Below are 13,861 nucleotides of genomic sequence, written 5' to 3' on the forward strand. Positions count from 1 at the left end.
GGATTTTTTGAAAATCGGGAGGCATAACAATATGAACTGGAAGACGACTACAATGTTCAGTTTAATTGCTGGAACCCTCTTTACCTCTCCTCTATCGACTCATGCTGAAGGGTCATTTCAACAGACGGACGACGGCATCGTCTACACCTCGAGTGACGGGACGGTGTTGACGGGTTGGCAAGAAATTGAGGGTCATACGTACTATCTGAACGATGACGGAACGCTCCTTACAGGTTGGCAAGAAATCGAAGACGCTACATATTATTTTGAGGCAGACGGCCGACTCATCACCGGCCCTTACACTGTCGACGGCACGACATATACATTTGACGAGAACGGGAAGCTGCTCATCGGATGGCAGGAACGGGATGGTCTCGTCTATTATTACGATAAAACCGGTCAACCGGTTACCGGTTTCCAGACAATCTCAGGCAAGCGGTACTACTTCACCGAGGAAGGGGTCCGTCTCTCGGGATGGCAACAGCTTGGTGACGCCAAACATTACTTCTTCCCGGACGGCACAATCCATACGGGCATGTACACAATAGACGGAAAAAAGTACTATTTGATGGAGCATGGCGAAATGGCGACTGGTTGGAAAACGATCGGCACGCGTCGCTACTACTTCGGGGATGACGGCAAACGTCGTCAAGGACTCGCCCGCATCGGCGAGAAAATGTATGGCTTCCATCCGTATTATGGATATCGTCTCGAGGGACTTCATCGTATCAACAACCGGCACTATCTGTTCGGAAAATACGGTGACCGTAAGTACGGTCTCCAACGCATTGACGGTGTCATGTACGGCTTTCACCCGACCTACGGCTATCGTCTTGAAGGAATCCATAAATTAAACTCACGTTATTATTCGTTCGACTACTACGGTCGACGCGAATATGGATTCCAGACGGTTGATGGGAAGAAGGTCGGGTTCCATCCGACATACGGTTATCGGCTGCAAGGGAAATTCCGATTGGATGGAAAAACGTATCATTTCCACTCGACCGGCGTCCCCGAAAAAGGCTGGAAATTGACGACCCAGTACGAATATTTCGCACCTGCCTTAACGAAAAAGACGGACTGGCAAGCCATTAACGGGAAGTGGCATTACTTCGACACGTTCGGAAAAATGTATCAAAACCGCCGCGTCGGTAACGCCTCGTTCGATGCGCGGGGCGTCTATTCTCAAGCGCTGTCCATCTATAAAATGAGCGTCCCACTCTATCGTCAGTTCCCGATGGGGTACCCGTCTGGCTGTGAGTTCTTCTCCCTCAAGATGGCACTTGAAGAGAAAGGCCGTGCCGTCGGCGCATCCACCTTATACAACGAGATGCCAAAGAGTATGTGGAACGCTCGCTACGAGAACAGACTATACCGTTGGGTCGACCCGAACGTCATGTTCACCGGTGACCCGAAACGGACGCTCGGCAAATATAAAAACTATGGGATTTATCCAAAAGGTATGATCGGATTTGCCAGCAAATATCGTCCTGTGAAAGACTTGTCCAACCAAGGACTCGGTTCGATTGAACGGGAATTGTCGATGGGCAACCCGGTCATCGTCTGGGCGAGCGTTGACTTCAACAAGCCGTACGGCTACTTCAACTGGTACACCGCCTCGAACAAGAAGTTCACCGGCTACGTCAACTATCACGTCATGTTGGCGACCGGCTATGACAAGTCAAACTTATACATTAACGACCCGTATCGCGGTCGCTTGGTCATCCCGAAATCAAAAGTGAGCGCCGTCATGGGCGCGACGGGATGGAAGGCGCTAGCGGTCAGGTAGTCACGAAAGGATGGGCTCACGAAGAGTCTTTTTGTAATGAAATGGTAAAACTAAAAATCAGCCGTACAATATAGAATATAAGGAGTCCCACAAAAGGAGTCGATCAGTTGAAAAAATACATACCTCTACTACTCACGATGATTCTGACCCTCGGTATCATCGAATCACCGCTCGGTACGAATCGGGTGCACGCTTATTACGAGACGTCGATCAACACGACGGGTTACGTGACAAAAATCAGTCAACTCAATGTCCGACAATCCCCTTCATTGAGCGCGAAGCGTCTTGCACTCATCCCACGGGACGGATCGATGCGTGTCCGTACTTCGTTTCAATTGGACGGCGTACGTTGGTATAAGATTCAATGGGGCAGCGGCTACGCCTATTTGCCGGCAAAGTATGTCCGGTTGTCCACTGCCGAGGTGAAGTTCACGAAACCGACGTATGTCAAACCGTCGAGCGTCTACTTAAAGTCACGTCCGTTGACGACATCCTCGAACGTCAAATTCGTTCGTCAAGGCACCGAACTCGAGACCGTCTCTTACCGTTATACCGGTACGACACGATGGTATAAGGTACGTTACGGAACGTACACGGGGTATATCCTCGCCAAACACGTCCGTTTCACATCGCCCGTCAACGTATTGACCGAGACGAATAAAGAGCGGGATGTTGCCGGCCTCTCTCTTCTCGCTGCTTCGAGCGAGGCGAATCGTGTCGCCCAAGTCCGGGCGGAGGAGATGGCACGTACCGATCAATTCTCGCACACGCTCAACGAGAACGGCACACCAGGCGATACGTTAGACGCTTACGGCGTCTCGTACCGTGGCTGGGGCGAGAACATCTATAAAGGGTCAAGCGATCCGGCCCGTGCGGTCGATGCTTGGATGAACAGTAGCGGACATCGCGCGAACATCTTGAAGGCGAATTACACCCATCTAGGAATCGGCAAAGCGACCGATGCCCAAGGGTCTACCATCCATGTCCAAATCTTTTTGACGAAATAACCGATGAAGGGACAGTCACCTCGTGGCTGTCTTTTTTTAGCCAAACAAAAAGAGCGGATTCTCATCCGCTCCGAACGATACGATTCTCACACCTCATGCTCCTTCACAAGCACACGAAAACGCGGTCGGACGGTTAACTCGATTGACGTCACGGTCCGCTTCCGGTCTTCCGCGAGTACGATCAACAACTCCGCATGGTCCCGCCGGTCTTCTAAAATCTCGACTTTGCTGACCGTTCGAAGCAGTTGATAATAGACCAATTCCCCATCCTGATTCTTGACACTGATTTCAAACTCGTGATAGCTCGGGGATATTTTAAAGTAGAACGTCTCTTCTTTATTCGTGAATCGAAAAATCGACTCGTCATAGTAAAACGGTAACGTCGAATCCATCCGTTTCGGTTCGACTGTACAAAACGCGGAAAGCACAACTTCGTCTGGGAACAATGCCCCCTCTTGTTTATTGAATTGCCATCCTTTCATCCCAATCCCTCATTTCAACACAATAATTATCTGAATACTTAGATTATTACATATTTCGATGAATCCGGACAGGTAAATTCATGACAATCAGCGAAAACCATTGGGTAGCATATTGAGAATTATTTTATATAAGAAAGGAGTACACACATGCCAATCATCTCGCTCGACCATGTCACGAAACGATTCGGGGACACGACAGCATTAAATGACCTCAGTCTCCAAGTCGAAGAAGGTGAACTATTCGGCCTGCTCGGTCCGAACGGTGCCGGTAAGACGACCGCCATCTCTGTCATGTTAAATCTGTACGAGGCAGATTCCGGGTCGATTCATATATTCGGACAATCGATGCCAAAAGACGAACTGGCCATTAAACGCCGTGTCGGCATTGTGCCACAACACGTCTCTGTCTATGATCAGCTAACTGTCTATGAAAACATCCAATTCTTCGCCGAACTGTATGGATTCAGTCCAAAAGAAGCGAAACAAAAGACCGAGTCCGCCATTGCCTTCGTCGAACTCGATGCTCACCAAAAGAAACGTCCACCTGAATTATCCGGTGGTCTACTCCGCCGCCTCAATATCGCCTGTGGAATCGTTCATGAACCTGAGCTCATCTTCATGGATGAACCGACCGTCGCCATCGACCCGCAGTCGCGTAACACGATTTTAGAGAATATCCGTGAACTGAATCGTCGCGGGGCCACCATCATCTACACCTCCCACTATATGGAAGAGGTCGAGCTCCTTTGCGACCGAATCGCCATAGTCGATGAGGGGAAAATCATTGCCGAAGGGACGCAAGACGAGTTGAAAGACCGTGTGATGACACTCGAGACGGCCCGAATCAAAGTCGATGCGCTTACTCCACACTTGCTCGAACGACTTGACGCACTCGAACATGTTCAAAAAGTGGAGTACGCAGAACCGTACATCGAAGTTTCATTAGATAAAGATACCCCGCTCGCACCGCTCCTTGAGACGCTACATCATGAACATGTACACTTCACATCCATCACGGTCGACCGTCCTTCCCTCAATACCGTCTTTTTGGCATTGACCGGGAAGACGCTTCGAGAATAGGAGGGCTTCTCATGTGGACTTTCATCAAATACGATGTGAAACAGCGACTAAGGGACCGCACCACGATCTTTTGGATGCTCATCTTCCCACTCATTCTCATCTTCGGCCTCGGGACGATGCTCTCGGCCGTCTTCAGTGACACGTTCAAATTGCCGGTCACGAATGTCGCCTACGTCGAATCGTCGACCGATCAGTACCGCGAGCCGCTCGAGAACTTTTTAAACGAAGAGGATATTCAGGCGTTCATCCGTCTCGTCCCATACGAAGACATCAAGTCTGCCGAACGTGGCGTGAACGACGGGGATGCAGATGTCATCTTACAGCTCGACAGGAGGGACATCACGCTCTTTTATGAAGAACCGACGACTGTTGAGTTCGACGTCTTAGATGCCATCCTCGGGCAATATACGGCAATTGCCAATCAACAGATTACGCTTGCAGAAGCAGGTGTATCGGCCCCGTACGAGAATGAAACGTGGCTTGATACGGAGAGTGTCGACTTAGCTGGACGCACCCCGACCTCGCTTGAATATTTCACCGTCACCATCTCCATCATGACGGCTCTATTCGGATCGTTCTATATCACGGCGATGGCACGAGAAGAACAGCCAAACACCGGAAGTTATTTACGCATTCAGGCGGCACCTGTCCGCACAGTTCAATATCGGCTCGCGCGGACGTTCAGCCGCTATGTCATCATTTTGCTACAACTCATCCTCCTGTTTTGGTTCAGTCATTTCGTCTATCGGACCTTTGATTTAGAAAACGTTCAATTCGGATATTTGATCCTCTCCTGGTTTGGGTTGACCGCATACGGGGTCACCATTGGATTTGTCATCGTCAACCTTCCGAAGTTGAGCACGACGACGAAAGATGCGATCGTCAACGGCTTCGTCGCCATCATCATGATCTTATCAGGCGGCTACGTCCCCGGCTTTGATCAGGTGACGCTGAACTATGCACCGTGGACCGCTTATGTGTTCATGCCGATCTTTATGCGGGACGGGATGCTGCCCGTACTACTTCGCGAAGGTGACATGAGTATGTACTGGCAGAGCCTCGGACTGCTCGGAATTCATTTACTCGTCTTGATTGCGGTCAGCTATATTCTCTCGAAAGGGGTGAAACGTCATGGTGCTCATTAGACACGTAGCCAAACGAATGCTAAGGAAGAAAGGACTATGGGTATTCACATTCGTGTCAATGTTCGGTTTCGCACTCATCTTGTCCTTTGTCGGGGGAACGTCAAGCCTGAACGCATCCATCGGTGTCGTCGACCAAGACGGCGGAATCCTTGCCGAGCGTCTGATCGAGGAAGCCGAACGGTTCGGTCGAGTCACCTTGCTTGAAACGAATGAAGAGGACGTTCTGTTAGAGGGGGAAGACATCGTCCTCCTCATCCCTGAGAACTTTACAGAACGTGCCTTCGCTGGCGATATGCCCCGGCTTTCCTTCTCCGCGATTGCCGGGAGTGACGCATCTTTGATTGAACAGGCTTTGAACGGTCACTTGTCGCGCGAACGTCAACTGCTTGAAGCGAGTGAGTATGATGAAACCACGTTCGAACAACTTGCGTCACAAGAAACGACGAACGGCTACACACTCTCGAATGAACCATTCCAAGACAGTGTCGCCACGACCGCCCGTACCCAAGCCTTTTTCGGTCTGTTGTCATTCATCATGATGTCAACATTTCTCCAATTCATCCCGATGTTTGTCGCAGACGACCGGGACGAGAAGATTTATGCGCGTTTGTTCGCTACACCTGTGACACCTCGGGGCTATTTCGCATCCCTTCTCCTCGCCTTTTATCTCGTCGGCTTCGTCTATGTGATGCTGTTGATTGGTGTGAGTCTCGCCCTATATGGCCAGGACGTATGGACGCATCTCCCGACCATATTCGCATTGTTCGCATCCTATCTGCTCGTCTGTCTGGCGTTCGGTGGTCTCATCGCTGTATTTGCGACGAATCGGGAGAAGGCGAATATCTTTCAAATCTCCGTCACGATGGCATCCGCCATCACCGGCGGGGCATTTATTAGCCTTTTGTGGCTACCGGATTCATTGAAGCTGGTCGGTCGTTTCTTACCGACGTATTGGTTGAACAACGGCGTCATCACGATGTACGAGGGGCAGTTCCCCTTCCTCTCCATCCTCGTCATGATTGGTATGACCGGACTTGTTTTCCTGTTCACCATCCTTGTGTTGAAAAAACGACCACTCACCATCTAAAAAAGCGAGGTCTCCTATTCATCTGGAGACCTCGCTTTGCTTTATTGTTGGAGCGTCGGAACGACTTTTTCAAAGAAGACATCGACGAGTGAAGGGTCAAACTGCTTGCCCGCCTCTTCAAGGATGACAGCGAGCGCCTCATCAATCGTCTTCGCTTGCCGGTAAGGTCGGCCTGTCACCATCACATCGAATGTATCAGCGATGGAGATGATGCGGGAAGCGAGCGGGATTTCATATTCACTCAATCCTTTCGGGTACCCCTCCCCGTCCCATCGTTCATGGTGCGCCAAAACGATTTCAGACAAGGCGATGTATTCAGGTACTGTACTTAAAATGTTGTAACTGATCTCGGGATGACGTTTGATTTCATGCCACTCGGATTCGGTCAACGCACCTGATTTGTCCAAAATATCGTTGCTGATCGCCACTTTCCCGATGTCATGCAAAATGGCGGCCGTTCGAATCTCATTCACCTCGGCACTCGTGAACCCCATCGCCTCGGCGAGTTGTCCCGCTAAATTGGCGACACGTTGAGAATGTGCCTCCTCCCGTGGAATCTTCTCGTATAATGTTCGCATGATAATCTGAATGGAATGGTGGCGTCGACTCTGCTTTTCAGAAACCTTATGGTGGTACATCCGATCTTCTGCTAAGTTAAACACCTCGGTCAATTCGATACTCATATCGTGTTTGACCGCTTCACCGAATGAGGCGGAGATTGGTAACCCTTCCACAGTCTTGTCGAGGAAGAGACGATCGAGACGGTCCGACAGTTGTTTCGCCTCATCGAGCGTCGTATTTGGAGAGATGACGACAAATTCGTCACCACCTACACGTGCCACTTCATCTTTTGATCGCAGTTCATTACGTAAAATGTTCGCTGCTTCGACAAGTAACTGGTCGCCGACTAAGTGCCCAAACGCATCATTCGTGAGCTTTAACCCATTAATATCGATGACGATGAGGGAGAGTGGATAGTACTGCTCATCATCATAACGCTCCAACGCCTCTTCAAAGTAACGTCGGTTTTTGATACCCGTCAACTGATCGTGATAACTGAGGTATTCAATCTCTTTCTCGTATGTTTTCTTCTCCGTGACATCCCCGATATAGCCGTGCCACAACACATGCCCGTCTGCAATTTTCTCCGGCCGGGATGACCCTAAAATCCAAATCGACCGACCATCCTCGGTCAACACACGAAACTCTGCATCCCAGATTGTCAAATTACGGTAAGATTCATCGATTGATTGCATGACATTCGGATAATCATCCGGATGCATTCGTCGAAACACTAGACTCGCATCTGCCCGTACCGCATCTGCCGAAATCCCTATCATATCTTCAAATCCTTTGCTGAAAAACGGGAAGTTGAAACTACCATCAGGCAACAACTCGAACTGATAGATGGCACCCGGGACTTGATTGGATAGCTCCGTCAACAGACGATCTCGTTCGGCTAATTTTTCTTCTAACTGAACCCGATCCGTCACGTCTTTAGCGACCGCATAAATATAATCCCCTTGAAGTTTGCAGTGCCACTCAATGGAACGATACGTGTCATCAATCGTCCGGAAGCGATTGACAAAACGGAACAACTCTCCCCGTTCCTCCAGTTCCGCAAACGCAGCATCCGTGATGACGTCATCGTCCGGATGAATCAGACTAAGAAATTCGATGTTCTCCAACTCATCAAGCGAATATCCTAAAACTCGCTCCCATGAGTCATTTAAATGGAGTGCTTGTCGCGTATTGAATGCCATGATGCATTCCAAGTCGAGAGTGGCGAACCCATCGAACATCGACTTTTTCGTCTCACCCACTTGATGATCCGCTTTTACTAACTGTTCTAGGACATGGACGAGATACAATTCGACAAGTCCTAGGCGGTTCGCCACTTTTCCTTCTTGCATCACAATCGTCAAGTCACCATATAGAACTCCATCTTTTTCAATTTTGAATAGAACGACCTCTCCGAGCGAGAAAATCCGAAGCAAGTTTTTGACGAGGCGTTTTGGAAGCGCACCGTCAATCAACGGATCGATTCCATCAAATACAAGCGGATTTGGACGATTGAACAGTTCTCGCCGTTTCTCGGTCATCGGCCACTTCTTCCCGACCGGGTGGAAACCGAGTACATCGAGACTTCTCTCTAACATTTCATCCATACCCGATAAGGCGACCGTTGTGTACGACACTCCATCTTTCTCAATCAAATTGAGCGCGACCGCTTTCGCACCTGTGAAATCGCGAATCTGGTCGAGAAATTGTTGATTCATCAATAAATCACTACCAGTCGAGACGAACCGATGGGACACGTTCACAAGTTGCTTGAGCGCATTGTTTTCCTGGACGTGGGGCGTGATATCATGAAACATGACGGACACAAAGCCTTCACGTTCACTAAATACGGACATTTCGAACCATGATTTATTTCGTCGAGAGAAATGTTCAAACGTCACCGTTCCACCTTCGCTAACGACATGTGCCACTTGAATCATCCATTCACGTTCGCTATATTCAAAGTCTTTTAGGGCGCTAGACACTTTTTTTCCGATAAAGTGTTTCCGTTTTGCTTTCATAATCTTCTCAAAGGCAGGATTCACTTCAAAGAACTCATAGTCAGTCGGTTCCGAAGCATTGTCGTAAATCACTTTAAACTCGACATAGCCTTGGGGCATATGGCGCAACAATGTATCGTATGAAGAATGAATAGGTTTTGTCACGTCACTTCCTCCTCAGCAATTAAAATCTCTCCCTTAGTTTATCTCATTTGTGATACTTTCCCTATTTTTCACGAAGTCATTCCCAACTATCCATTTTTAATTTTTTGTAAACTGCACGTCGTTCCCTTGCCTCTCTCTAACACGTTTGATAGACTGATTTCGAAAACCGATATCGAATTTCGATAACAAGGAGTTGATACGTATGGAAGACCGCGTCCTACGGAAGTTATTTCTCGGATTCATCCATATCCATATTTTGCACCACGCCGCGGAACATCCCGTATACGGGGCATGGATGGTCGATGAACTACGCGAACATGGATATGAGATTAGTGCCGGTACGCTCTATCCGATTTTACACGGGATGGAGAAAGAGGGACTCTTGATTCGTGAAATTGAGACGGTCGATGGACACGTCCGCAAAAATTACATGACGACAGAAAAAGGGCTCTCCGTATTACAAGAAGCCCGTCAAAAAGCATACGAGTTATTCAAAGAAATCAAGGAGTGAAGATATGACGACACAACGTGTGACGTTCAAAACGATACTAGAAATTTTATTCGTTTCGACTCGGCTCGGCCTGACCTCGTTCGGTGGCCCGGTCGCCCACCTCGGTTATTTCCATGAGGAGTACGTAAGAAGACGGAAATGGATGGACGAGAAAGCATATGCCGACCTCGTCGCTTTGTGTCAATTTTTACCGGGACCGGCGAGTTCACAAGTCGGAATTGGAATTGGGATCGTCCGTGGGGGTATTTTAGGTGGAATCACCTCGTTCATCGGATTCACGACCCCGTCGGTGATCGTCCTCATGCTGTTCGCCTTACTGTTGTCGGGACTAGACGTCTCCGATGCAGGATGGCTATACGGCTTGAAAATCGTCGCCGTCGCGATTGTCGCCCACGCCATCTTAGGAATGGCGAGCAAATTGACACCAGATACGAAGACACGGACAATCGCTTTTTTTGCCCTAGCCGGTGTTTTGCTTTGGCAGACGACATTCAGTCAGGTGCTGTTCATTCTCCTCGCGGCACTTGCAGGATTCCTTTTATTCAAGCCGGACCGTCTCGACGCAAAATCGAGTATGTTCCCGATCTCGAAACGACTCGGGGCCATTTTATTGTCGGTATTCGGAGCACTTCTCGTCATCTTGCCGATTTTACGGGAGACGTTCGAGAATCAGACCATCGCCTTGTTTGACAGTTTTTACCGGGCCGGAGCTCTCGTCTTCGGTGGCGGTCACGTCGTCTTGCCATTACTCGAACGTGAACTTGTCCCAGCTGGCTTCCTCAGTGAAGAAGCCTTTCTAGCGGGATACGGTGCAGCTCAAGCCGTCCCTGGACCGCTCTTCACGTTCGCTTCTTATCTAGGAACGGTAATTAACGGCGTACCGGGTGGAATCCTCGCGACGTTCGCCATTTTCCTGCCGGCATTCTTGCTCATCCTTGGGGCACTCCCGTTCTGGGACGCGCTTCGTCACAACCCGAAAGTCGCCGGCGCCCTCATCGGGGTCAATGCGGCAGTAGTCGGAATCTTGATTGCGGCGTTTTACAGCCCGATTTTCACGAGTACCGTCAACGATACGATCGACTTCGTCTTTGCCGCCTTCTTGTTCGTGATGATTGCCTATTGGAAGTTACCACCGTGGGCTCTCGTGATTGCCGGGGTGCTTGGTGGAACGTTGATTAACATGATGTAGTGACAAAGGGACCTTGTGTCCCTTTTTTCAATGGATATGACGTTACTTGATTGTTAATCTTTTGAAACCATTCCCTCTCCCCCACTCGTTATACTGAAGAATGGATTCTAAAAAAAGGGAAATGTCCGCTTTAAACTAGAAAGGAAGTGGGGGCATGAAACCACTCAAACATACAACGTATATGCCTGGTCTCGACGGCTTGCGCACGTTCGCCGTTCTGGCTGTGATTTTATATCATTTAAATGTACCTTACATATCCGGGGGATTCCTCGGTGTCGATGTCTTCTTCGTCCTATCCGGTTATTTGATCACCGGTATCTTGATTCGTGAATGGACGAAGACCGGCACGATTGACTTAAAAAAGTTTTACATCGCACGTTTTCGCCGTCTGTTGCCGGCACTCATTTTGATGCTGTCGCTCGTGATGACGTATGTCACGCTCTTTGACCGTTCCTTACTCGATACCGTGCGACAAGATTCACTGGCCGCGCTCGCTTATGTGAATAACTGGTGGTATATCTTCCATGAAGTCTCGTACTTCGAGAGCTTCGGTAAGCCGTCACCGCTCCAAAATTTATGGTCTCTTTCAATAGAAGAACAGTTTTATGCGGTCTGGCCGTTACTATTACTCGTCGGCCTCACATTCCGAAAACGGTTGCTTCAACTGCTTGCCGCGCTTCTATTCGTCTCCGCTGCCTGGATGGCGTTCCGCTATGTACCGGACGCAGACCCGAGCCGCGTCTACTACGGGACAGACACACGGTTATTCGGTCTTCTCATGGGAGCCATTCTCGCATTCGGTTGGAGACCGAATACATTTAAAGAAGTGATTCCGAACATCGGACGGCACATTTTAAACGTAGTCGGTGCAATCTCATTGATCGCAATCATCGGGATCATCGTCAACGTAAACGCCTACGACACGTTCCTCTATTATGGTGGATTCTTACTTGTCGCGTTCTTATCCGCCCTTTTGATTGCCGCTGTCGCTCATCCGGCGACGATCTGGTCACGGTTATTTGGAAGCGCTTGGCTTCGTATCATCGGTACGCGGACGTATGGAATTTACTTATGGCACTATCCGGTCATCATCTTGTCCACACCACTGGAGCGACTCGGAACGTTTTCGCCACTACTCGCGGCTGGGCAAATCGCACTCACACTCTTGATTGCCGAATTATCGTACCGCTTCATCGAAACACCGATTCGCCGGAATGGATTCATCGCTTCGTTCCGTCAACTCGTATCGACACCGACGCATCCGAGTGCTCGCTTCGCTGCCACAGCCTGTGCGACCGCGCTCTCGCTTGTCCTCGTCGGAAATCTGACTATTTTGGCGTTCTCTGAATCAAAACCGGCTCAAGATGAGATTCCGGTCGTGAAAGTGCCGATGCCAAAAGACGAGACCCCGGACGTTCCAAAAGAACCGGAATCCGAAGACGCGAAAGAAGTACCGTCAGAAGATGAACCAACAGAAGAGAACAAGCCGTCACCTGAAGCACCGGACGAACGGACATGTCCACCGGCCCTCGCGATTGGCGACTCGGTCATGCTCGGGTTGAACGAATATTTGGCAGATGCCTTCCCGAACATGAAAATCGACGCTGAAATCGGACGACAAGTTCGAGATGCGATTCCGCTCGCGTCCGAGTATCAATCGTATAACGCCCCTGGTCATGTTGTGTTCCTTCACCTCGGGACGAACGGCGCGTTCAAAATGGAGCAGCTCGACACACTGCTCAAGCAGTTCGAGCGAGCAGATGAAATCTATTTGATCAACACACGCGTCCCTCGTCCATGGGAGAGCGAGGTTAACGAAAAACTTGCCCGGGCAAGTGAACTTCATGATAATGTTGCCCTCATCGATTGGCATCAGAAGTCAATCGGAAAAGAAGCTTATTTCGAAAGTGACGGGGTCCACTTGAATATTAAAGGGGCCGAGGCGTTCGGTCACGTGCTGAACGAAAAAATCGGCTGTCAATCCAACTAGGCTCTTGCGGGTGCAAGGGCCTAGTTTTTGATTGACTCAAATACATAATCTCTCGTTTCAGAACCATCGTAAAAGAGGTAAAATAATACTAAAAAATGGAAAGAGTGATTTGAATGAATAAATGTACAGCATGCGGTGCGACGCTAAAACGGGGACAATCTCACTGTTCGCAATGCGGAACAAAAATAGAGGCCGCAACATCCGGCCGCCCTTCTCTTTGGAAATGGGGAATACCAATCGCACTAGTCGTATTGATTGGAGTCGGTGTGTGGATCTGGTCGGAGTGGAATGAGCCTCTCACGTCGAAGGAAGCAACAACGGCTAAAGACGTACAACAATCATTTTCCGCTTCGACGGAGGAAGAAGAGTCCGAAGCGGCACCTGAAGTCGAGGAAGAAGCCTCCTTACCGGATACGGATACAGAAACCGGCGTGTTTTATGACCCTATTTCTTATGGAGATGTCGACCTATTCATGTATTCTTTTATTGATGCATTCACAAGTGCGACCTATTCAAAAGACACATCCGAAGTAGAATCATTTCTTGCTGAGGGGTCGACGTTCCAAGCACAAACACTCGATTACTTGAACAACACGCTCTTCGCCAAAGGAATCGAGGAGGACCAACTAAATACGGAGGTCATCTCGATCAAAGTAAACGGAGAGAACCGCGACTCCATCGAAGATGATGAAACTGCGACGGTCACCACCAATGAAGAGTATCGCATCATCAAAGATGACTCTAGTGTGAGAGCGACGTTTGAAACGACGTATGCGGTCCGATATGAGGACGGGAAAATGAAGATTGTGAAAAACCTAGGTTCCAAAGAGTTATCCCGTGAAGAAGAGTACTAAA

The 13,861-nt window shown here is 49.3% G+C and carries 11 protein-coding genes; 9 read left to right on the forward strand and 2 right to left on the reverse strand.

The genetic code is table 11. The annotated features are described in order from the left end of the window. The first annotated feature begins 31 nt into the window (after positions 1–31). Positions 32–1,789, forward strand: coding sequence for a C39 family peptidase (locus KNO95_RS07500; protein ID WP_214878596.1), 1,758 nt, complete (start codon positions 32–34; stop codon positions 1,787–1,789). A gap of 107 nt (positions 1,790–1,896) precedes the next feature. Beyond that, positions 1,897–2,796 carry a CAP domain-containing protein gene (locus KNO95_RS07505; protein ID WP_214703326.1) on the forward strand — a complete coding sequence of 300 codons (900 nt, stop codon included), beginning with the start codon at positions 1,897–1,899 and terminating at the stop codon, positions 2,794–2,796. Between the two features lie 86 nt (positions 2,797–2,882). Here KNO95_RS07505 and KNO95_RS07510 read toward each other — a convergent pair whose 3' ends face one another. Then, the gene (locus KNO95_RS07510; protein ID WP_026825305.1) at positions 2,883–3,278 is read right to left on the reverse strand and encodes a hypothetical protein; all 396 of its coding nucleotides are present in this window, start codon (positions 3,276–3,278) and stop codon (positions 2,883–2,885) included. Between the two features lie 147 nt (positions 3,279–3,425). On the opposite strand from KNO95_RS07510, the gene KNO95_RS07515 reads away from it, so the two are divergent. From KNO95_RS07515 to KNO95_RS07525, 3 genes are read left to right on the forward strand one after another with little or no spacing between them, the layout of a single operon-like run. After that, on the forward strand, positions 3,426–4,358 hold the full coding sequence (locus tag KNO95_RS07515) for an ABC transporter ATP-binding protein (protein ID WP_214878599.1): 933 nt from the start codon (positions 3,426–3,428) through the stop codon (positions 4,356–4,358). Positions 4,359–4,369: 11 nt separating this feature from the next. After that, the gene (locus KNO95_RS07520) at positions 4,370–5,503 is read left to right on the forward strand and encodes an ABC transporter permease (protein WP_214703324.1); all 1,134 of its coding nucleotides are present in this window, start codon (positions 4,370–4,372) and stop codon (positions 5,501–5,503) included. Further along, complete coding sequence (locus KNO95_RS07525; protein ID WP_214703323.1) at positions 5,490–6,590, forward strand: ABC transporter permease; 1,101 nt, start codon at positions 5,490–5,492, stop codon at positions 6,588–6,590. The genes KNO95_RS07520 and KNO95_RS07525 overlap by 14 nt, the downstream gene beginning before the upstream one ends. A 41-nt stretch (positions 6,591–6,631) precedes the next feature. Here KNO95_RS07525 and KNO95_RS07530 read toward each other — a convergent pair whose 3' ends face one another. Next, positions 6,632–9,316: an HD domain-containing phosphohydrolase gene (locus KNO95_RS07530; protein ID WP_353047586.1), complete on the reverse strand. Its 2,685-nt coding sequence runs from the start codon at positions 9,314–9,316 to the stop codon at positions 6,632–6,634. Positions 9,317–9,518: 202 nt separating this feature from the next. Here KNO95_RS07530 and KNO95_RS07535 point away from each other — a divergent pair, with 202 nt between their 5' ends. The 4 genes from KNO95_RS07535 (at position 9,519) to KNO95_RS07550 (ending at position 13,860) form a co-directional block, all read left to right on the forward strand. Further along, a complete protein-coding gene (locus tag KNO95_RS07535; RefSeq protein ID WP_214699754.1) occupies positions 9,519–9,827 on the forward strand; it encodes a PadR family transcriptional regulator in 309 nt (102 codons plus the stop codon). Positions 9,828–9,831: 4 nt separating this feature from the next. After that, a complete protein-coding gene (chrA, locus tag KNO95_RS07540) occupies positions 9,832–11,016 on the forward strand; it encodes a chromate efflux transporter (RefSeq protein ID WP_214878603.1) in 1,185 nt (394 codons plus the stop codon). A 154-nt stretch (positions 11,017–11,170) separates the two neighbouring features. Then, the gene (locus KNO95_RS07545; protein WP_214878605.1) at positions 11,171–13,006 is read left to right on the forward strand and encodes an acyltransferase family protein; all 1,836 of its coding nucleotides are present in this window, start codon (positions 11,171–11,173) and stop codon (positions 13,004–13,006) included. Between the two features lie 113 nt (positions 13,007–13,119). Then, positions 13,120–13,860: a zinc ribbon domain-containing protein gene (locus tag KNO95_RS07550; protein ID WP_152538875.1), complete on the forward strand. Its 741-nt coding sequence runs from the start codon at positions 13,120–13,122 to the stop codon at positions 13,858–13,860. Position 13,861: the final 1 nt, after the last annotated feature.

Origin of the sequence: Exiguobacterium sp. ERU653 (genome assembly GCF_018617775.1) — a bacterium.
Lineage (GTDB): Bacteria > Bacillota > Bacilli > Exiguobacteriales > Exiguobacteriaceae > Exiguobacterium > Exiguobacterium marinum.